This window comes from Micromonospora sp. CA-111912 (assembly GCF_050948415.1).
Classification (GTDB): domain Bacteria; phylum Actinomycetota; class Actinomycetes; order Mycobacteriales; family Micromonosporaceae; genus Micromonospora.
In genome coordinates this window covers 252516-270525 of the sequence record NZ_CP192007.1, presented here as the reverse complement: position 1 = coordinate 270525, position 18010 = coordinate 252516, and the positions used below count along the sequence as shown (strand labels likewise).

Here is an 18010-nt window from a genome sequence, read left to right as displayed (position 1 = left end):
CTCCTCGGACTATCGACGCAGGAATCGACGCAACTCGTAACCCTAGGGTACGCTCGCCCACATGGCCAACGACGCAGTTGCGGGTGACACCCTCCGCGTCGCACCGGCAAAGCCGGAAGCGACGGACGATCCGGTCCGCAGCGTGCTGGCCGCGTTCGCCAACGACCTGGCCCGAGGGGTGGACGACACCCTCACGACGTTCCTGGCCGCCGAGGTCGCCTCGCTCACCGAGATCGACGCGGCGATGGGCGGCTTCGCCTCGACCGCGCGCGACTGCGTGCTGGCCGGCGGCAAGCGGGTCCGCCCGACCTTCGCGTACTGGGGGTGGCGGGGCGGCGCGGGCGGCGACGAGCCGCTCCAGACGGTGCTGCCGGCGCTGGCGGCCCTGGAACTGCTGCACACGTTCGCGCTCGTGCACGACGACGTGATGGACGCCTCCGACACCCGGCGCGGCCGGCCGACCGCGCACCGGGCCGCCGCCGCCCGGCACGTCGCCGCCGGGCACGCCGGCGACCCCGACCGGTTCGGCGAGGCGGTGGCCGTGCTCATCGGCGACCTCTGCATGGTCTGGGCCGACCGGCTGATGTCCCGCGCCGCCGTGCCGCCGGCGCGACTGCTCGACGTCCGGCACTGCTACGACCGGATGCGGGTCGAGACGATCGCCGGACAGTACCTCGACGTCCTGGGCGAGAACGACGCGGCGAACTGGTCGGTGGACCGGGCGCTGCGGGTGGCCCGCTACAAGACGGCCAGCTACACCGTCCAGCGGCCACTACTCTTCGGCGCCTGCCTGGCCGGCGCCGGCGCCGACGCGCCACTGACCGCCGCGTACACCCGCTACGGCCTGGCCGTCGGCGAGGCGTTCCAGCTCCGCGACGACCTGCTCGGGGTCTACGGCGACCCGGTGGCCACCGGCAAGCCGGCCGGCGACGACCTGCGCACCGGCAAGCCGACCGCGCTGCTGATGTTGGCCCGACAGTTCGCCACCCCGGCGCAGCGGCGGGCGCTGGACCGGGCCGGCGCGGTCACCGGAGCCCGGGAGGTGTCCCAGCTGGCCCAGTTGGTCGCCGACACCGGGGCGGTCGCCCGGGTCGAGCGGATGATCTCCGGCCGGGTCGCCGAGGCGCTGGCCGCGCTGGACGCCGCGCCGATCGACGAGACCGCGCGCACCGCGCTGACGGGCCTCGCCACCGCCGCCACCGACCGGCGGGCATGATGAGCGACATTTCGAAGGAGGTGGTCACGTGCGGACCGTGACGGGACGTACGGACCAGGTGGTGGTCGTCGGCGCCGGGCTCGGCGGGCTGGCCTGCGCGCTGCACCTGGCCGGCGGCGGCCGGCAGGTGACGGTGGTCGAGCGTGAGCCGGTGCCGGGCGGCCGGGCCGGGCGGCTCGGCGTCGACGGGTACGAGTTCGACACCGGCCCGACCGTCCTCACCATGCCCGACCTGATCGACGAGGCGCTCGGCGCGGTCGGCGAGGAGTTGGGCGACTGGGTCGAGCTGATGCCGCTGGACCCGGCGTACCGGGCGTACTACCCGGACGGCTCGACGCTGGACGTGATCACCGACACCACCCGGATGGCGGCCGAGATCGCCTCCGTCTGCGGCCCCCGGGAGGCCGACGGGTACCTACGCTTCGTCGACTACGCCCGGGAGCTGTGGCGACTGGAGCGAACGGACTTCATCGAGCGCAACCTCGACGCCCCGACCGACCTGCTCACCGGCAACCTGCTGAAGCTGCTGGCCAACGGCGCGTTCCGCCGGCTCCAGACGAAGATCGGCCAGTTCTTCCGGGACCCGCGCACCCAACGGATCTTCTCCTTCCAGGCGATGTACGCCGGGCTCGCCCCGCACGACGCGCTGGCCATCTACGCGGTCATCGCGTACCTCGACTCGGTGGCCGGGGTCTACTTCCCACGCGGCGGTATCCACGCGGTCTCCCGGGGGATGGCCGGCGCGGCGGAGAAGCACGGTGTGCAGATCCGGTACGGCACCACGGTGAGCCGGGTGGAGACCGCGAACGGCCGGGCGACCGGCGTGCTCACCACGGACGGCGAGTTCATCCCGGCCGACGTGGTGGTGCTCAACCCCGACCTGCCGGTCGCCTACCGGGACCTGCTTCCCGCTGCCCGGCAGCGCCGGCTCACCTACTCGCCGTCCTGCGTGGTGCTGCACGTCGGCTCGCGGCAGCGCTATGAGAAAATCGCCCACCACAACATCCACTTCGGACGATCCTGGAAGGGCACGTTCGACGAGGTGATCCGGCGAGGGGAGCTGATGACCGACCCGTCGCTGCTCGTCACCAATCCCAGCCGCACCGACCCGTCGGTCGCCCCGGCCGACCGCCACACCTACTACGTGCTCGCCCCGGTGCCCAACCTCGACCGGGCCCCGTTCGACTGGCGCGGTGACCTGACCCGCCGCTACACCGACCAGCTCGTCGAGACCCTGGAGGAGCGCGGATACGTCGGCTTCGGCGACGGCGTCGAGGTGCTGCGCGCGGTCACCCCGGCCGAGTGGGCCGAGCAGGGCATGGCGGCCGGAACCCCGTTCGCGTCGGCGCACAGCCTCTTCCAGACCGGCCCGTTCCGCCCGTCGAACCTGCACCGGACGCTCGACAACGTGGTGTTCGTCGGCTCCGGCACCCAGCCGGGAGTCGGCGTGCCGATGGTCCTGATCTCCGGCAAGCTGGCCGCCGCCCGCATCACAGGCGGTGCCCGGTGAGCGCGAGGAACGCAGCGCAGCGGAGTCCCGCAGTCGCGAACGAAAGGCCGGCCCGATGAGCGGCCGGGAGGGCCACCTGGTCGAGCTGGTCGACGACGACGGCCGGGCACACGGCGAGGCCTCGGTGGCCGCCGCCCACCAACCGCCGGGCCGGCTGCACCGGGCCTTCTCGGTGCTGCTGGTCGACCCGGACGGCCGGGTGCTGCTGCAACGCCGCGCCGCCGCCAAGACCCGGTTCCCGCTGCGCTGGGCCAACTCGTGCTGCGGCCACCCGGCTCCGGGCGAATCGCTGGTCGAGGCCGCCAACCGGCGGCTGGGCGAGGAGTTGGGCGCCGCGCCCGTCGACCTCACCGAGGTCGGGGTGTACGTCTACTACGCGGAGGACCCCACCACCGGGCGGGTCGAGTTCGAGTACGACCATGTGCTGCGCGCCGACGTGCCGGCCGACACGCCCCTGCGTCCCGACCCGGACGAGGTGGCCGAGCTGCGCTGGGTCGACCCGGCAACGCTGGAGACCGACCTGGACGTCGACCCCCGCGCGTACGCACCCTGGCTGGGTGGGGTGGTGAACCGCCTGCTGCGTACCTCCGGGCCGGCGGCGGGCTCCCCCGGTCCCAGCACGGCCCCAGCCGGCCTTCCGGCGGACGACGCGTCGGAGCGGCCGGGTGGCCGATGAGGCGCTGAGCGCGGGGGCCGTGGCACGCCGACTGGGCGTCGCGGTCACCACGCTGCGCACCTGGCACCAGCGTTACGGACTCGGCCCCAGCCAGCACGTGCCGGGCCACCACCGGCGGTACACGGCGGCTGACCTCGCGCGCCTGGAGACCATGCGCAAGCTGACCGCGGAGGGGGTCACCCCGGCCGAAGCGGCTCGATGGGCCCGGCAGGCACCGGGACCGGCCGGCGAGGTGCCCACCTGCGCCCTCGCCGAGGTCCGCCCGGTCGGGGTCCGCGACGGCGGTGGCCAGGCCATCCCGGTCGGCCGGGCCGGGCCGGCGGCCCGTGGGCTGGCCCGGGCCGCCATGCGGCTGGATTCGGTGGCGATCGGCGAGGCGATCGCCCGCGCCCTGGCCACCGACGGCGTCGTCGCCACCTGGGACAGGCTCCTGCGGCCGGTGCTCGTCGGCATCGGCGAGCGGCACGCCGCCACGGCCGGGTTGATCGAGGTGGAACACCTGGTGTCCCGATGCGTCTCCGAGGCGTTCGCCACCGTCCCGCGGGTCGGGACGGCCACCGGTCCGGCCCGGATCCTGCTCTCCTGCGCCGACGAGGAGCAGCACACCCTGCCGTTGGAGGCGCTGGCCGCCGCGCTGGCCGAGGCCGGCATGGCGTACCGGATGCTCGGTGCCCGGGTGCCGGCGGCGGCCCTGGTCGAGGCGGTCAACCGCACCGGGCCGGCCGCCGTGGTGGTCTGGTCGCACACCCGGGCCACCGCCGACCCGGCTCAGCTCACCGTGCTGCTGGCCAGCCCGCGCCGGCCCCTGTTGGTACTGGCCGCCGGCCCGGGCTGGTGGGCCGACTCCCTGCCGGCCGGCGTGGTCCGCCCGGTCGACCTCGCCGAGGCGATCTCGCTGGCCCTCGCGGTACGCGACTCCCTGGACCGGCCGACAGGAGACTGACCGCACTGCCGTTTTCACGTCTCGTCCACTAGCGTCGGGTGGCCCACGTACCCGGCCCCTCGGAGTGACGATGAGTGAGCGCGCCGCCCTGGCGTTCGGCATCAGCCTGATCCTGTTCCTCGCCGGCTGCGGCGAGCGGACGACCGGCCGCTCCCCGGAGGCCGCCGCCCCCTCATCGGCGGCCTCGACAACGCCGAGACAGACACCGCAGCCGAAGCCGAGCACCTCGGCCAAGCCGACCCGGACCGTCCCGCCGCGGCTGCGCCCGCAGCCCACCACGCTCCCGCCCGGGCTGCGCCGGACCAGCGGTGGGCGGGCGGTCGCGTTGACGTTCGACGACGGGCCCGATCCGGTCTGGACGCCGAAGATCCTCGACCAGTTACGCCGAGCCGGGGCGAAGGCCACCTTCTGCGTGATCGGCACCCGGGCCCGGGCGTACCCCGAGCTGGTCGCGCGGATCGCCCGGGAGGGCCACCAACTGTGCAACCACAGTTGGCGGCACGACCTGGACCTCGGCCGGCGGCCGGTCGCCGAGATCCGGGCCGACCTGGTACGCACCAACCGTGCCATCCAGGCGGCGGTGCCGGGCGCCAAGGTGCCGTTCTACCGCCAGCCGGGCGGGAAGTGGACTCCGGAGGTCGTGGCGATGGGACGGCAGCTCGGCATGCGGCCGTTGCACTGGAGCGTCGATCCGCAGGACTGGGCCAAGCCCTCCGCCGCGACGATCACCCGTCGGGTGACCGGTGCCGTCCGGCCCGGCGCGATCGTGCTGATGCACGACGGTGGCGGGAACCGGGCCGCCACGCTCTCCGCCTGCGCTCACCTCATCGGCGACCTGAAGCGGCGCTACGGGCTGGTCCGACTCGGCTGAACCGGGACTGACCTGCGGTTTTGCGGGCGAGCGCGCCCTCGGCCATACCGATTTGTTTCGCGGGCCGCCCGTCACGTATGCTTTCGAAGCCTCCGGCGGGGCCGGATGGGAGCAAGTCCGCTTGAAGTTGCGAGTGTGCAATGATGGCGGGGCCGCCCTCATCGTCTAGCGGCCCAGGACGTCGCCCTTTCAAGGCGGTAGCACGGGTTCGAATCCCGTTGGGGGCACGACCGGCGCAAGCCGGAGCAACACCAGCCAGGTCCTGTGGAGCAGTTGGAGTGCTCGCCGCCCTGTCAAGGCGGAGGTCGCGGGTTCAAGTCCCGTCAGGACCGCAAGCGCTGATCGCCGCGCGTACCATGCGCGGCGTTCTGCGTATCGGAGCAGGTTCCCTGCCGGCGGTGATCCCGCCTTTTGGGTACCATGAGCCGAGCGGCACGGCCAGGTAGCTCAGTTGGTACGAGCGTCCGACTGAAAATCGGAAGGTCGGCGGTTCGACCCCGCCCCTGGCCACATAGCCTTTCGCCGGGCTACAGAGATCCCCACCAGCGGAAACGCTGGTGGGGATCTTGCTGTTGGCACCCCCGGCGCGGCAACTCGGTGGTCGCCGGCTCGCTTCCAACTGCTCGCGCCGCCCAATCATCCGGCATCCGGCTGCGGACGCCCGTTTTGCCCGTCTCGTGCCCACGTTCACCACTTGTCGCGTCCGCAGGTGGATCGGGACTGTCCGCAATCCGGACGCGCCGTGTCCGATTCAGGGCAAGCACGAAGCTGCACGCTGGGGCATCAGCCGGTATGGTCCGGGCCTATGGGACAGGAGATGGCCGAACCGGCAGACGTCCGACAGGATGTCGCGCGGTACTCGCTGCGCAGCAGTCTCCTCATCCCTGCCTCCGCCGAGCGGGCCTTCGCCGTGTTCACCGGTGCGCTGACCGACTGGTGGGTCCGGGAGTACACCTGGTCCGGCCCGGCGGCACTGGCGGAGCTGGGCATCGAGCCACGCGCCGGAGGCATGCTCTACGAGATCGGCCCGTACGGCTTCCGGAGCGACTGGGGCCGCGTGCTCACCTGGGACCCGCCCCGGCGGCTGGTGTTCAGCTGGCAGATCGGCCCGGACCGGGTGCCGGCCCCCGACCCGGCGCAGGCCAGCGAGGTGGAGGTGCTGTTCCTGCCGGAGGGGCCGGAGCAGACCCGGGTGGAGGTCGAGCACCGGCACTTCGACCGGCACGGCGAGGCCGCCGAGGGATACCGGCAGGCGCTCACCGCGGGTTGGCACGAACTGCTCTCCCGTTACCTGGCCTCAGTCACCCAACCCTGACCCGACAGGGGACCACAGGGTCAGTGGGGGAGTTGCCGGGTTCGGGTGGTGGACAGGCGCTGGCCGCCCAGATCGGCGCTGCGGCCGGCCGCGGCGCCCGAGCCGAAACCGGTGCCGGCGAGCCGGCGCGGGGCGGCGGTACGCAGCCGGGGGTAGGCCTCGGCCACCCGGCGCTGGACCCGCTCTGAGCGGTCGGCCAGCACGAGCGCGACCGAGGGCCCGCCGGAGTCGGCGACCGCCCCGGCCTCCGCCTCGACCAGCCGTGTGCCGACCACCTGGGCGAAGCCGGCGAGCCAGGATCGCCGGAACGCGGCCGGGTGCTCCCCCGTCGGGACGACCGCCCCGGCCAGCCCGTGCGCCGCCTGCACCAGCAGCGAGGTGAAGAGCAGGTCGACCCGCTCCAGGTCGCTGGCGAAGCCGAACAGGTGCATCGCGAAGCCGCTGCCGTGCCGGCGACGGACGCAGCGGCAGCGCAGCGGGGCGGCGACGGCGGCGAGCAGGCCGGCCTTGTCCCGGGCGTACGGGGCGACGACCTCGACCACCCGGTCGCCCACCGGGTCGGTGGCCGGGTCGCGGGCCGCCAGCAGGGCCCGGTCCACGCCGTAGCGGGCGATCAGCTCGGTTGCCTTGGCGGTGAACGCGGCCGACTCCTCCGGCGTACAGGCCGGGTCCTCGGCCTTCGCCAGCAGCTTGCGCACCTTGACGAGCATGACCTCCGACATGCCACCAGAGCTATCACACCACCCGGACGCTGCCGGGCCAGCGGTGAGACCTATCGACCCGTATCATCGTTGCCCTTGGTCAGCCGTCCGGTACGGACGGTCAGTCAACGCTTGGAGGCGCCCATGTCATCACCGGTCGTCCGCCTACTGGCCACGACGACGGCAGCGGTGTCGCTGCTCGCCCTCGCGGCCCCCGCCCAGGCGGCCCCCGCTCCCGCGAGTCCCGGCGCGGGAACACCCGCGGTGAACCTCGCCGGCACCGACGCCACCTGCTACGGCGGCGCGGTGCGCTCGTACTTCCAGACCGGGAGCTGGGGCGGGGAGGCCGGCACCTACCGGGCCACCAGCCGCTGTGCGGACGTCAACGTCCGCAACGCGAGCAGCTTCGGCACCCAGGCCTGCGTGGTCTTCGTCGACAAGACCAACAGCTGCAACTACTGGACCTACCTTCCGGCGAAGTCCGGGTGGATCACGGTGGCCACCAACGTCCGGGACGGGGTGAACTTCCGGGTCCGCTTCTCGAACCTGCGCTACGAGTACGAGCCGCTGGTCGCGTACCACGCGTTCTGAGCGCGGCGCCCCGGTGCCCGGCCACCTCGGCCGGCACCGGGGCGTCAGGCGGCCCGGCTGCGCAGGGTGGCCACCGTCGAGCCGGCGAGGGTGAGCAGGCAGTCCGGCAGCAGGCCGTCGGCGACCGCCGCGCCGAAGAGCGCCTCCCCGGTGTCGGCGTCGGCGTTGGCGTACGCGCTGACGAAGCGGGCCACCCAGCGGGTGTCGTAGCCGGCCTCGTCGATGCCGGGAAAGTCCAGCGCCGCGCCGCCGGGAGCGGGCACGTCCCCGACCATCGTGGCCGCCAGGCACCAGGCCACCCCGTACGCCCCGGCGAGGCCGGCCCGGTCGACCACCTCGTCGAAGGCACCCACCACCGCGTCGCCGTCTCCGGCCAGGGCCGAGTGGAGCACGGCGGTCGCGTCGTCCAGCGTCTGCTGCGGTACGTCCGTCACTCGGCGCACTGTACGACGGGTGGTCAACCCGTGACCACCCGAGAGCGTCGACCCGGTGACCCTGCGTGCGCCTGCGCGGCTAGCAGGCAATTGACCGGGCTCCACGTCCCCGCAGCCCAGCTCGGCACGCTAATGTGCGCAGCGGACCTTCGCCGGAGGAAGGACGACCATGTTCGTATCACACGGCTCGCGCGCCGCCGCCCTGGTGGCCTGCGGGGCGTTGCTCCTTGCCGGTGCCGCCTGCGGCACCGGCAAGTCAGAGGAGACCACCACCACACAGGTCCGCCTCTACGGCATCGACGGCAACATGATCAATGGGTACGCCGCGGAGCTGAAGGAGCGCGCCGATCTGATCGACGGCATGAAGGGCACGACCCCTCTCACGCCGCTGTCGGAAGCCTTCAAGAGCCGACTCCGGTCTGTCTCCCCGAAGCTCGACGACTACCTCTACGCGGCCGAGGCGTACGACGCGGTGGTCATCACCGCGCTGGCCACGCAGCTTGCCGGCAGCACCGAACCGACGGAGATCGCCAGGCAGATCGTCGGCGTCACCAACAACGGTCAGCGGTGCGAGAAGGCGGTGGACTGCCTGAAGCTGGCCCGTGCCGGCCAGGACATCGAGTACCGGGGAGTGTCGCTCAACCGGGCCGGGTTCACCGACGCCGGGGAGCCGGCCACGGCCAGCTACGCCACCCTCACCTTTGGGGACCGCAAGATCGACGACGGCAAGACCGAGTTCGTCGGCGCCGGTGACGAGTCGGCCGCGAGCACCAAGAACCCGCCCCGGCCGTACAGGCAGCGCGGCGGGAAGGTCCCCTCGGCGCCACTGGTCCTGGGCGGCCTGCTACCGCGCACCGGCGACCTGGCCCTGGCCTACCCGCCGCTGGCCGCCGGGGCCGCCCTGGCGGTCAAGGAGGTCAACGCCGCAGGCGGGGTGCTCGGCGAGCCGGTGGTCTGGCTCGACGGCGACGACGGCACCAACCCGGACGTCGCCAAGGCCGTCGTGGCCAAGCACGTCCGGGACGGCGCGCACGTCATCATCGGCGCCGGCGCCTCGGGCATCTCCCGCGCCATCCTGCCGGACGTGGTCGCCGCCGGCCGGGTGCTGTTCGCACCCTCCAACACGGACGCGGGGCTGACCTCGGTGGAGGACAAGGGCCTCTACTTCCGCACCGCACCGCCGGACAGCCTCCAGGGGCGGGCGCTGGCGGACGTGATACTGCGGGACGGGCCACACAAGATCGTGCTGGTCGCCCGGAAGGACTCCTACGGCGAGGGCCTCCAGGAGAACGTCCGCGCCGAGCTTGAGCGGGCCGGCATCGGCAGCGACCGGGTGAAGCTGTTGACGTACGATCCGCCGGCCAACGCGAAGGCGCCGCCGCTGGACTTCACCGCCGGCGCCGGGGAGATCAAGAAGTACGGCGCGGATGCCGTGCTGGTCATCGGCTTCGCCGAGTCCGCGCAGGTGATCCGGGCGCTCGCCGATTCCGGGGTGCAGATCCAGCACTGACCGACGCGCGACGGCCGCCCCGGCAGACTCGCGGGGGCGGCCGTCGCGCGTCCGGCGCACCGGGCGCGGCTGCGACACGGCGTCAGCGGGGCCGGCGGCGCTCCAGGAACTCGGTCATCCGCCGCCGCTTCTCCTCGTCCTCGAAGAGCACCGCCTGGCTGACCAGGTCGAGGTGCGGGTGGGCGGCCGGCGGTGCGTCCACGGCCAGCTTGGTCAGCCGCAGCGCCAGGGAGGAGCCCTTGGCGATCTCGTCGAGCAGCCCGTGCGCGGCGGGCAGCAGCTCGGTGGGCTCGTCCACCACCCGGTTGACCAGCCCGATCCGCAGCGCCTCCACGGCATCCACCCGGCGGCCGGTGAACAGCAGCTCCTTGGCCCGGGCCTCGCCGACCAGCGCCGGGAGCCGGTGGGTCGCGCCCGCGCCGGCCAGGATGCCCAGCCGCACCTCCGGCTGACCGAAGACGGCGCGCGCCGTGCACACCCGCAGGTCGCACGCGTACGCCAGCTCCGCGCCACCGCCCAGCGCCGGGCCGTCGACGGCGGCGACGGTGGGCATCGGCAACGCCCGGATCCGGGCGAAGGCGGCGGAATTGATCGCGGCGAGCGCGTCCAGCCGGCCCCGCTCGCGGAGCTGGGCGATGTCCGCCCCGCCCGCGAAGATCCCCTCCGCGCCGCCGGTGAGCAGCAGCAGGCGGGGCCGCGTCTCCAACTCGGCGCAGACGTCGTGCAGCTCACCGATCAGGTCGGCGTCGATCGCGTTGCGCTTCTCCGGCCGGTCCAGCGTCACCACCAGCCGGTCCGGCCGCTCGTCGATCCGCAGCCCGCTCACCGCTTCTCGCCTCCTTCCCAGCGGTAGAAGCCCTGCCCGGACTTCCTGCCCAGCCTGCCGTCGGCGACCATCCGCTCCAGCAACGGCGGCGGCGCGTACCGGTCCCCGTAGGCGGCCTGGAGGGTGCGGGCGATGTCCAGCCGGACATCCAGCCCGACCATGTCGGTCAGCTCCAGCGGGCCCACCGGGTGCCGGTAGCCGAGCACCATCGCCTTGTCGATGTCGGCCGGGTCGGCCACCCCGTCGGCGACCATCCGGATCGCCTCCAGCCCGAGGGCCACCCCGAGCCGGGAGGTGGCGAAGCCGGGCAGGTCGCGTACGACGACGGGGTCCTTGCCCAGCCGGCCGGCGAGCGCGACGGCCGCCGCGGTGGTCTCCTCGGCGGTGTCCGGCCCGACCACGACCTCCAGCAGCGCCATGGCCCAGACGGGGTTGAAGAAGTGCAGCCCGACGAAGCGCTCCGGTCGGTCCAGCCCGGTGGCCAGCTCACCGATGGAGATGCTGGAGGTGTTGCTGCCGAGCAGCGCGGGGCGCAGCGCGGCGGCGGCCCGCAGGACGGCGCGCTTGAGCTCCAGCCGCTCCGGTACGGCCTCCACGACCACGTCGGGCTCGGGCGCGACGGCACCGAGGGCGGCGACCAGCGTCAACCGCCCCCGGTGTGCCGCCGCCTCGTCCGCGGCGAGCTTCCCCCGCCGGACGGCCCGGTCCCACAGCTCACCGAGCCGCGCCTCGGCGGCGGTCGCCCGGTCGGGGTCGACCTCGACCAGTTCGACGTGGTATCCCGCGCCGGCCGCCACGTAGGCGATGCCCAGGCCCATCGTGCCGGCCCCGACGACGACAAAACGATTCATGACGTCTCCTCGCTGCGCACGGCGGCATGCGGGGTCTCCGCCGCGCCGGGCCGCCCGCTCCGCTGGCTCATGGGTGCGACCCTATGCAGCACGGGCACCGGCGGCATGCGTGGGGGCACGCCGAACCGGGTACTGCGCCGTCAACCGAGGGAAGGAACCGGAACATGAGCCAGGCACCGGAGAGTGTGGAGAACCCGGCGACGGTGGAGACCCGCGGGGACGAGCGGGTCGACCTGCTCCGCGCGGACACCAACAACGACGGCAAGACCGACGTCTGGGTCGTCGACACCGACGGCGACGGTCGGGCCGACCTGTTCCAGTTCGACACCGACGGCGACGGCAAGGTGGACATCACCATGGTCGACATCGACGAGGACGGGACTCCCGACGAGGTGGTCGACGGCGACGGTGGCCTCCCGCCGGAGCCGCTCCCCCCGACCGTCCGGGTCTGAGTCGCGCTGAAGGGGTCCCTGCCGAGGCTTCCCGCCCGGCAAGGGCCCCTTCCGCGTACCGGAGCCGACCGCGGACCGGTCAGCCGGTCAGCCTCAGGGTCGCCAGGTAGTACGGGGCGTCCCGGTCGTCCACGTCGGTCAGTCGCCACGGGGTGCCGCGGACCAGCTCGGCCAGCTCGGCAACCGAGCAGACCAGGTAGTCGAACCACTCGGTGCCCAGTTCCCGGTACCGCAGCCGCAGTCGCAGCTGCCCGCCGAGCCGTCCCCGGTGCCGGTTCAGCTCGTGGTAGCCGGTGTGCACCGGGTCGGTGGTGCCGTACGGGTCGGTGCCGTGCGCGATGACCTGCGCGCCGGGCCTGGCCAGTGCGGCGAGCGCGGCGAGGAAGGCCGACGCCCGGTCCCGCCCCTCGATCAGCCCGAGGTTGTTGCCGAGCAGCAGGAAGGTGTCGTACCGCCGGCCGTCGGCGACGTGCTCGTCGATCGTGCCGTGCACCAGGTCCCGCACCCCACGCCGACGACACACCTTCAACGCGCCGAGGGAGGTGTCCAGCCCGGTCACCGGCACTCCGCGCTCCTGGAGCAGCAGCGCGATCCGGCCGGCGCCGACGCCGATGTCCAGCGTCTCGCCCCGGACCCGGTCCACCGCCCGGTGGTCGTACGGCTGCCACTCGGCGGGGCCGGCCAGGTAGTGGGCGGCGGGGGCGCCGTTGATCAGGCCGTCGTCCCGCTCGATGATCTCGATGACGGGCCGGGGCAGCCGCCCGCCGGCCATCGGCCGGGGGCCGATCCCGGTCTGCACGGCGAGCGCGTCCCGCAGCAGCTCGCCGAATACGTCGCCGATCCTGGGTTCCCCGGTCACGTGGTTCACGCTAACCCCATGGGCGGCGGGTCGCGCGGTCGTATCCTTGCGCCGTGACCACCTTGGACCGCCTAGCTGCGGAGAAGTACGTCCTGTTGACCACGTTCCGCAGGGACGGGCGGGCGGTGCCCACCCCCGTGTGGGCCGCCCGCGACGGTGACGCGCTGGCCGCCTGGACCGTCGCCGACTCGGGCAAGGTGAAGCGGATCCGACGCAGTGGCGAGGTGACGGTGGCGCCGTGCGACCTGCGGGGCCGGCCGCACGGCGAGGCGGTGCCCGGTCACGCGACCATCTGCGGCCCGGCGGACACCCGCCGGATCCGCGAACTGCTGAAGCAGAAGTACCGGCTGGTGGGGCGGCTCAGCCTGCTGGGCAGCCGGCTGCGGCGGGGCGAGCGGGGGACGGTGGGCATCCGGATCAGCCTGTCGGAGTGACCGCCCCGGGCTGGACACGAAGCAGGGGCGGCGGACCGTTGTCCGCCGCCCCTGCTTCGTACGTCTGTAGAATTCCCGGCGGTCAGTCTCCCTGGCGCTGCTGGGGGATCTGCCCCTGCAGCAGAGCCCGAACCTCCGACTCGCGGTAACGGCGGTGCCCCCCGAGGGTCCGGATGGCGCTGAGCTTGCCAGCCTTCGCCCACCGGGTCACCGTCTTCGGGTCGACACGGAACATCGACGCCACCTCGGCCGGTGTGAGCAGCGGCTCCGGTTCGTGCGTTCGCGATGCCATATCGGTCACTCCTCCACAGGTATAGACATCGGCCGGGGTCCCGCCGGCCGACGCGTCTCCCATGGTCCGGCTAGTCCCCGATGTCCGACATGGGCCGAACGGCCGAAGGTCCCTAGACGGACGGATGAACCATGCCCGATTTATACGACTAATACACGGCAGGAACCACCTTATTCGGACTCATAATCACTGGTCGTGATGCTCCAACTACGAGCATACCTCGATTTGGGAGCGCTCCCGGGGGCGTTTTGCCGCCTCCTGGGCGGTCTTCGCCCAGGTGGGGGCTAGTTGCAGCGCTCCAGGAGCTGGACCGCCCGCCAGCGAGCGACCAGCGTGTCGTAGGCCGTGGACGCCTCCTCGGCCTCCCCCTTGGAGAGCCCGGCGAGCCCGGTGGCGACGAGCGTCGGAGAGTCGTCCGCGTCGAGGGTCTCGTCGGAGAGCAACTGGACGAGGCCGCCGTAGTCCAACTCCACCACCGAGCGCGGGTGGAACTCCTCCAGCCACCGGGCGGCCTCCTCGACCGCCTCGGTGATCGGCGCCTCGCCGACGGTCTTACGCAACACCGACAGCGCCCGGGACGATCGGCGCCGGGCCTTGGCGATCTCCGTCCGGTAGCGCAGCGCGCGTCGCCCCGGATGGGTAACCAGGTCCCGCTCCTCGAAATCGAACAGGACGAACCAGCGCAGCGGCACGCCCCACGTGGCGATCTGCTCGTGCACCCGGGGGACGCCGTGTTCCAGCACCCGGGCCCCGCTACGCCAGTCCTCCACCACCGCCTTGGCCTGATCGGCGAGGACCGGCGGCACGAACGCGTCGGCCAGCACCGACGGCACGCCGTCCCGAGCGCTCAGCGCCGCCTCGGCCACCCGGATCCGCAGGTTCCACGGGCAGACCAGCAGGCTGTCGTCGGCCTCCAGGACGTACGCCTCCTCGGGCGGGTCGGGCAGCCGGGTCCAGCCCGCGCCCAGCGCCTCGATGACCGCCGTACGTTGCCGCCCCGGCCCCTCCGACGGGGCCACCGCCCGCCCATCGGACGCGTAGCGCCGCCAGTACGACTGACGGTCCCGGTCGAAGGCGGTCAGCGGCTCGTACACCCGCAGGTACGAAGCGAAGAGCGACGGCACTGCGCGATCCTCCCACGAGACGGAATCCAGACGCGGCCAGCGCCCCGGTCGCACGCCCGGCGTCCCTGCTCACCTGCCGGACGCCCGGACGTCGGACATGCTGAGACGACAGTACGGCTTCGGCCGACATTAGGCTCGACCCACCGGCACCATCCCGCCGGCGTGCCACAGGTCCGCGTCCCAAAAGGACGCACACCGACACAGGAGCCAGCCATGGGCGTATTCGCCAGCACCGACGGCCCGTCATCCACCGGCCACGAACAGGTCGTGTTCTGTCAGGACACGCAGACCGGACTCCGGGCGATCATCGGGATCTACTCCACCGCGCTGGGGCCCGCGCTCGGCGGCACCCGGTTCTACCCGTACGCCAGCGAGGAGGCGGCGCTGGCCGACGTGCTCGACCTGTCCCGCGGCATGGCGTACAAGAACGCCCTGGCCGGGCTGGACCTGGGCGGCGGCAAGGCGGTGATCTGGGGCGACCCGGCGCAGCTCAAGGGCGAGGCGCTGCTGCGCGCGTACGGCCGCTTCGTCGAGTCGCTGAACGGTCGTTACTACACCGCGTGCGACGTCGGCACCTACGTCGCCGACATGGACGTGATCGCCCGGGAGACCCGCTACGTCACCGGACGCAGCGTGGAGCACGGCGGCGCGGGCGACTCGTCGGTGCTCACCGCGTGGGGCGTCTTCCAGGGCATGCGGGCCGCCGCCGAGCACGTCTGGGGCACCCCCACCCTGAACGGCCGGCGGGTCGGCGTGGCGGGGCTGGGCAAGGTCGGCAAGCACCTGACCCGGCACCTGCTCGACGACCACGCCGAGGTGGTGGCGACCGACGTCGACCCGCGGGCGCGCGAGTGGGTCCACGCCAACCACCCGCAGGTCGAGCTGGTCGAGGACGCCGCCGCGCTGGTCGCCGCCGACATCGACGTGTACGCCCCCTGCGCGCTGGGCGGCGCTCTGGACGACGAGACCGTGCCGGCGCTGCGGGCGAAGGTGGTCGCCGGGGCGGCCAACAACCAGCTCGCCCACCCGGGAATCGAGAAGCTGCTCGCCGACCGGGGCGTCCTCTACGCCCCCGACTACGTGGTGAACGCCGGCGGTGTGATCCAGGTCGCGGACGAGATCGAGGGCTTCAACTTCGAGCGGGCCAAGCTGCGGGCCACGAAGATCTACGACACCACCCGCCAGATCCTGCGGCTGGCCGACGAGGAGGGCGTCCCCCCGGCGGTGGCGGCGGACCGGCTCGCCGAGCGCCGGATTGCGGAGGTCGGCCGGCTGCGCACCATCCACCTGCGCTGAGCGCCACGCCCGGCCCGGTACGGATAAGGCGCCCGGGTCGGGCTCCTCCGGTGGAGCGGGACGGGCGGCGGCGTTAAACTGGAAATCGGGGTGATTGCCGCCCATCTGTCCGGTGTCACGGGCGGTTCGGCATTCAGCCCTTACCCCGGTACACTTGGTGACAGCCGGGTCACTGCGACGCGCAGGGCCGGCAGACGGTAACCCGAGGTGCCGAACAGCGGCATCCCCATGTACCGTAAGAGCCACGAGAGATGCCTAACGTCATCGGGGCCCGCCTTTGGGCTGCCCCGCATTCTGTGCGAGGGGGTCGAGCCATGGGGCGCGGCCGTGCTAAGGCCAAGCAGACGAAGGTGGCCCGGGAGTTGAAGTACCACTCCCCGAACACCGACCTCACCGCCTTGCAGCGCGAACTGGCGGGTGCTGGTAAGTCGGACCACGTCGTCGTCGACGACGACTACAAAGAAGTCGTCGACGACGACGATCACCCGGACGAAGACCCGGACCCCTGGGTCCGTCCCACCCGCTGACCTCCGGGAACATCTGAGCACGCGGCAAGCCCCGCGTGCTCACGCATGTGCCCATCGGGAGGCGGCATACCCACCCGATGATCAGGGGCCTGCCGTGCCGGAGCCGATCCGGTCGCCGCGGCAGGTCCTTGATCTCGGACCCACCCGCCCCTCACCGGGGCCGGTTGTTCCAGTTGTAGAACGTCGGGATGTTCTCGAAGTGGTTCCAGGCGCAGACCGCCCCGGCACCCTCGTCCCCCGCCGCCTCCGAACGCAGCCGGCGGGCGTCCTCCGCCTCCTGGAGCAGGTCGGCCAGCCCGGCGGCGGTGTCCCGCACCCGGTCGACGACCGGTTGCCCGGTGTCTTCCCCGACACGTTCAGCCTGCCGGTCTCCGATGGTCTCGGGCATGGTCCAACACTCCCTCCAGTAGGCGGATCTTGCTGTTGCGGCAGTGCTCGGTCTCCGTACCGTCGAAACGCCCCAGCTCGAAGTAACGGTTGGCGGCGTGCCCACCCCCGCAGAAGCCGAAGTACGGGCAGGACGCCCGGCACGCCTCCACGCCGGCCAGGAACTCACCCACCCAGGGGGTCCTCCGCTCCGCCCCGGCCAGGATCTCGGCCAGCGGAGTGATCAACACGTTGCCACTGCTGAAGTCGCCGTACCTGGGGTCGGTGAAGCCGGCCAGCTCCGGGGAGAGCACGGTCACCGACCCGTCGTGGCCGACCGTGGGGATCGGGTCGAGCCGCCGGGGCAGCAGATCGTCGGCGCTGCCGTCGAGCACCGCCGCCGCGTACCGTAGCGACCACTCCACCTCGCGCAGGTGGATCCGGGGATCCCGACGCCAGGCGGCCACCAACTCGGCCCAGAACGCCCGCACCGGCGCCGCCTCGTGGGCGTTGCCGCGGGTGTTGACCCCCTCGGTCTCCTCGATGTTGACCCCCAGCACCTCGCAGCCGAGGCCGAGGAAGTAGTCGTACAGCTCGGCGGCCCGGCCCGGGGTCGGGTCGCTGACCACCGCCAGCGCCGAGAACGACAGCCCGTGCCGGCGCAGCGTCTCGATCCCGCGCACGATCCGGTCGTACGCCGGCCGTCCTGCCCGGGTGACCCGGTCGCCGTTGCGCCCACGCGGCCCGTCCACGCTCACGCTGACCCGCACCCGGTGCGCGGCGAGAAACTCGCACCAGGCGTCGTCGATCAGGGTGGCGTTGGTCTGTACGTGGTGCTCGACCTCCGGCCCGAACGGGGCGAGCAGCGCGGCCAGGTGCTCCCGCCCGGTCGCGAGGGGCTCCCCGCCGTGCCACACCACCGAGAACCGGCCGGCCGACGCCCACGGGTTCACCGACGCGGCGACCGCCTCGGCCACCACGACCGGCATCCGCCGGTCCGCCGCCCGGAACGGCAGGTAGCAGTACGCGCAGTCCAGGTTGCAGAGGGTGGTCGGCTGCATCACGACGTACGACGGGACCGGGGAGAGTCCCCGCATCCCGCTCACCTGCCGTTTTCGAGCAACCATCGCCCTCCTTCCTGGCCCGAAGGGTGTCCTTCAGGCTAGGCGGCAATGGCCACTCGGGTGAACCCCCGATCAGGTGCTCGGATGATCAG

21 protein-coding genes and 3 tRNA genes are annotated in these 18010 nt (G+C 72.8%); 15 read left to right on the top strand and 9 right to left on the bottom strand.

Annotated features, from left to right (window positions below; genetic code table 11):
• The first annotated feature begins 61 nt into the window (after positions 1 to 61).
• The 9 genes from ACQPZO_RS01290 (at position 62) to ACQPZO_RS01250 (ending at position 6531) form a co-directional block, all read left to right on the top strand.
• Positions 62 to 1216, top strand: coding sequence for a polyprenyl synthetase family protein (locus ACQPZO_RS01290; RefSeq protein ID WP_433346265.1), 1155 nt, complete (start codon positions 62 to 64; stop codon positions 1214 to 1216).
• A gap of 28 nt (positions 1217 to 1244) precedes the next feature.
• Positions 1245 to 2726, top strand: coding sequence for a phytoene desaturase family protein (gene crtI / locus ACQPZO_RS01285; RefSeq protein ID WP_433346263.1), 1482 nt, complete (start codon positions 1245 to 1247; stop codon positions 2724 to 2726).
• Positions 2727 to 2781: 55 nt separating this feature from the next.
• The gene (idi, locus tag ACQPZO_RS01280) at positions 2782 to 3402 is read left to right on the top strand and encodes an isopentenyl-diphosphate Delta-isomerase (RefSeq protein WP_433346261.1); all 621 of its coding nucleotides are present in this window, start codon (positions 2782 to 2784) and stop codon (positions 3400 to 3402) included.
• On the top strand, positions 3392 to 4345 hold the full coding sequence (locus ACQPZO_RS01275) for a MerR family transcriptional regulator (RefSeq protein WP_433346259.1): 954 nt from the start codon (positions 3392 to 3394) through the stop codon (positions 4343 to 4345). Before idi ends, ACQPZO_RS01275 begins: the two co-directional genes overlap by 11 nt.
• Before the next feature lie 70 nt (positions 4346 to 4415).
• A complete protein-coding gene (locus tag ACQPZO_RS01270; RefSeq protein ID WP_433346257.1) occupies positions 4416 to 5216 on the top strand; it encodes a polysaccharide deacetylase family protein in 801 nt (266 codons plus the stop codon).
• Positions 5217 to 5370: 154 nt separating this feature from the next.
• Positions 5371 to 5443: transfer RNA gene (locus ACQPZO_RS01265), tRNA-Glu, on the top strand.
• 31 nt (positions 5444 to 5474) lie between these two features.
• Positions 5475 to 5548, top strand: a tRNA-Asp gene (locus ACQPZO_RS01260).
• A 104-nt stretch (positions 5549 to 5652) separates the two neighbouring features.
• Positions 5653 to 5726: transfer RNA gene (locus ACQPZO_RS01255), tRNA-Phe, on the top strand.
• 295 nt (positions 5727 to 6021) lie between these two features.
• Positions 6022 to 6531, top strand: coding sequence for an SRPBCC family protein (locus ACQPZO_RS01250; protein WP_433346255.1), 510 nt, complete (start codon positions 6022 to 6024; stop codon positions 6529 to 6531).
• Between the two features lie 20 nt (positions 6532 to 6551).
• On the opposite strand, the gene ACQPZO_RS01245 is transcribed toward ACQPZO_RS01250, so the two are convergent.
• Complete coding sequence (locus ACQPZO_RS01245) at positions 6552 to 7253, bottom strand: DUF2786 domain-containing protein (RefSeq protein ID WP_433346253.1); 702 nt, start codon at positions 7251 to 7253, stop codon at positions 6552 to 6554.
• A gap of 123 nt (positions 7254 to 7376) precedes the next feature.
• Between ACQPZO_RS01245 and ACQPZO_RS01240 the strand changes: the two genes are divergently transcribed.
• Positions 7377 to 7823 carry a hypothetical protein gene (locus tag ACQPZO_RS01240; RefSeq protein ID WP_405114771.1) on the top strand — a complete coding sequence of 149 codons (447 nt, stop codon included), beginning with the start codon at positions 7377 to 7379 and terminating at the stop codon, positions 7821 to 7823.
• A 44-nt stretch (positions 7824 to 7867) separates the two neighbouring features.
• Here the strand turns inward: ACQPZO_RS01240 and ACQPZO_RS01235 are convergent, their stop codons facing one another.
• A complete protein-coding gene (locus tag ACQPZO_RS01235; RefSeq protein WP_396671672.1) occupies positions 7868 to 8257 on the bottom strand; it encodes a hypothetical protein in 390 nt (129 codons plus the stop codon).
• A 169-nt stretch (positions 8258 to 8426) separates the two neighbouring features.
• Between ACQPZO_RS01235 and ACQPZO_RS01230 the strand changes: the two genes are divergently transcribed.
• Positions 8427 to 9767 (top strand): ABC transporter substrate-binding protein, encoded by a 1341-nt coding sequence (locus ACQPZO_RS01230; protein ID WP_433346251.1) that lies wholly within the window; start codon positions 8427 to 8429, stop codon positions 9765 to 9767.
• A gap of 82 nt (positions 9768 to 9849) precedes the next feature.
• On the opposite strand, the gene ACQPZO_RS01225 is transcribed toward ACQPZO_RS01230, so the two are convergent.
• Both ACQPZO_RS01225 and ACQPZO_RS01220 read right to left on the bottom strand, forming a co-directional pair.
• The gene (locus ACQPZO_RS01225; protein ID WP_433346249.1) at positions 9850 to 10593 is read right to left on the bottom strand and encodes an enoyl-CoA hydratase/isomerase family protein; all 744 of its coding nucleotides are present in this window, start codon (positions 10591 to 10593) and stop codon (positions 9850 to 9852) included.
• Positions 10590 to 11444 (bottom strand): 3-hydroxyacyl-CoA dehydrogenase family protein, encoded by an 855-nt coding sequence (locus ACQPZO_RS01220; RefSeq protein WP_433346247.1) that lies wholly within the window; start codon positions 11442 to 11444, stop codon positions 10590 to 10592. The genes ACQPZO_RS01225 and ACQPZO_RS01220 overlap by 4 nt, the downstream gene beginning before the upstream one ends.
• A 164-nt stretch (positions 11445 to 11608) precedes the next feature.
• On the opposite strand from ACQPZO_RS01220, the gene ACQPZO_RS01215 reads away from it, so the two are divergent.
• Positions 11609 to 11896, top strand: a complete 288-nt coding sequence (locus ACQPZO_RS01215) for a hypothetical protein (protein ID WP_433346245.1) — start codon at positions 11609 to 11611, stop codon at positions 11894 to 11896.
• 79 nt (positions 11897 to 11975) lie between these two features.
• Here ACQPZO_RS01215 and ACQPZO_RS01210 read toward each other — a convergent pair whose 3' ends face one another.
• On the bottom strand, positions 11976 to 12755 hold the full coding sequence (locus ACQPZO_RS01210; RefSeq protein ID WP_433346243.1) for a class I SAM-dependent methyltransferase: 780 nt from the start codon (positions 12753 to 12755) through the stop codon (positions 11976 to 11978).
• Positions 12756 to 12808: 53 nt separating this feature from the next.
• On the opposite strand from ACQPZO_RS01210, the gene ACQPZO_RS01205 reads away from it, so the two are divergent.
• Positions 12809 to 13189, top strand: a complete 381-nt coding sequence (locus ACQPZO_RS01205) for a PPOX class F420-dependent oxidoreductase (RefSeq protein WP_350880579.1) — start codon at positions 12809 to 12811, stop codon at positions 13187 to 13189.
• A gap of 82 nt (positions 13190 to 13271) precedes the next feature.
• Here the strand turns inward: ACQPZO_RS01205 and ACQPZO_RS01200 are convergent, their stop codons facing one another.
• Positions 13272 to 13481, bottom strand: a complete 210-nt coding sequence (locus ACQPZO_RS01200) for a BldC family transcriptional regulator (protein WP_007073996.1) — start codon at positions 13479 to 13481, stop codon at positions 13272 to 13274.
• A 284-nt stretch (positions 13482 to 13765) separates the two neighbouring features.
• The gene (locus ACQPZO_RS01195; RefSeq protein ID WP_433346241.1) at positions 13766 to 14605 is read right to left on the bottom strand and encodes a hypothetical protein; all 840 of its coding nucleotides are present in this window, start codon (positions 14603 to 14605) and stop codon (positions 13766 to 13768) included.
• A 213-nt stretch (positions 14606 to 14818) separates the two neighbouring features.
• Here ACQPZO_RS01195 and ACQPZO_RS01190 point away from each other — a divergent pair, with 213 nt between their 5' ends.
• Complete coding sequence (locus tag ACQPZO_RS01190) at positions 14819 to 15901, top strand: Glu/Leu/Phe/Val family dehydrogenase (RefSeq protein WP_433346239.1); 1083 nt, start codon at positions 14819 to 14821, stop codon at positions 15899 to 15901.
• Between the two features lie 314 nt (positions 15902 to 16215).
• On the top strand, positions 16216 to 16428 hold the full coding sequence (locus tag ACQPZO_RS01185; protein WP_387017165.1) for a DUF3073 domain-containing protein: 213 nt from the start codon (positions 16216 to 16218) through the stop codon (positions 16426 to 16428).
• 151 nt (positions 16429 to 16579) lie between these two features.
• Here ACQPZO_RS01185 and amcA read toward each other — a convergent pair whose 3' ends face one another.
• Both amcA and amcB read right to left on the bottom strand, forming a co-directional pair.
• On the bottom strand, positions 16580 to 16816 hold the full coding sequence (amcA, locus tag ACQPZO_RS01180; RefSeq protein ID WP_433346236.1) for a multiple cyclophane-containing RiPP AmcA: 237 nt from the start codon (positions 16814 to 16816) through the stop codon (positions 16580 to 16582).
• Complete coding sequence (amcB, locus tag ACQPZO_RS01175) at positions 16785 to 17891, bottom strand: cyclophane-forming radical SAM peptide maturase AmcB (protein WP_433350708.1); 1107 nt, start codon at positions 17889 to 17891, stop codon at positions 16785 to 16787. Before amcB ends, amcA begins: the two co-directional genes overlap by 32 nt.
• Between the last annotated feature and the right edge of the window lie 119 nt (positions 17892 to 18010).

Bases quoted from the DNA above. Each gene is read 5' to 3' on its own strand.
- ACQPZO_RS01220 (WP_433346247.1), bottom strand. From the start codon at position 11,444: ATGAATCGTTTTGTCGTCGTCGGGGCCGGCACGATGGGCCTGGGCATC.
- ACQPZO_RS01245 (WP_433346253.1), bottom strand. From the start codon at position 7,253: ATGTCGGAGGTCATGCTCGTCAAGGTGCGCAAGCTGCTGGCGAAGGCC.
- ACQPZO_RS01200 (WP_007073996.1), bottom strand. From the start codon at position 13,481: ATGGCATCGCGAACGCACGAACCGGAGCCGCTGCTCACACCGGCCGAG.
- amcA (WP_433346236.1), bottom strand. From the start codon at position 16,816: ATGCCCGAGACCATCGGAGACCGGCAGGCTGAACGTGTCGGGGAAGAC.
- ACQPZO_RS01230 (WP_433346251.1), top strand. From the start codon at position 8,427: ATGTTCGTATCACACGGCTCGCGCGCCGCCGCCCTGGTGGCCTGCGGG.
- amcB (WP_433350708.1), bottom strand. From the start codon at position 17,891: ATGCGGGGACTCTCCCCGGTCCCGTCGTACGTCGTGATGCAGCCGACC.
- ACQPZO_RS01190 (WP_433346239.1), top strand. From the start codon at position 14,819: ATGGGCGTATTCGCCAGCACCGACGGCCCGTCATCCACCGGCCACGAA.
- ACQPZO_RS01250 (WP_433346255.1), top strand. From the start codon at position 6,022: ATGGGACAGGAGATGGCCGAACCGGCAGACGTCCGACAGGATGTCGCG.
- ACQPZO_RS01240 (WP_405114771.1), top strand. From the start codon at position 7,377: ATGTCATCACCGGTCGTCCGCCTACTGGCCACGACGACGGCAGCGGTG.
- idi (WP_433346261.1), top strand. From the start codon at position 2,782: ATGAGCGGCCGGGAGGGCCACCTGGTCGAGCTGGTCGACGACGACGGC.
- ACQPZO_RS01215 (WP_433346245.1), top strand. From the start codon at position 11,609: ATGAGCCAGGCACCGGAGAGTGTGGAGAACCCGGCGACGGTGGAGACC.
- ACQPZO_RS01185 (WP_387017165.1), top strand. From the start codon at position 16,216: ATGGGGCGCGGCCGTGCTAAGGCCAAGCAGACGAAGGTGGCCCGGGAG.
- ACQPZO_RS01270 (WP_433346257.1), top strand. From the start codon at position 4,416: ATGAGTGAGCGCGCCGCCCTGGCGTTCGGCATCAGCCTGATCCTGTTC.
- ACQPZO_RS01290 (WP_433346265.1), top strand. From the start codon at position 62: ATGGCCAACGACGCAGTTGCGGGTGACACCCTCCGCGTCGCACCGGCA.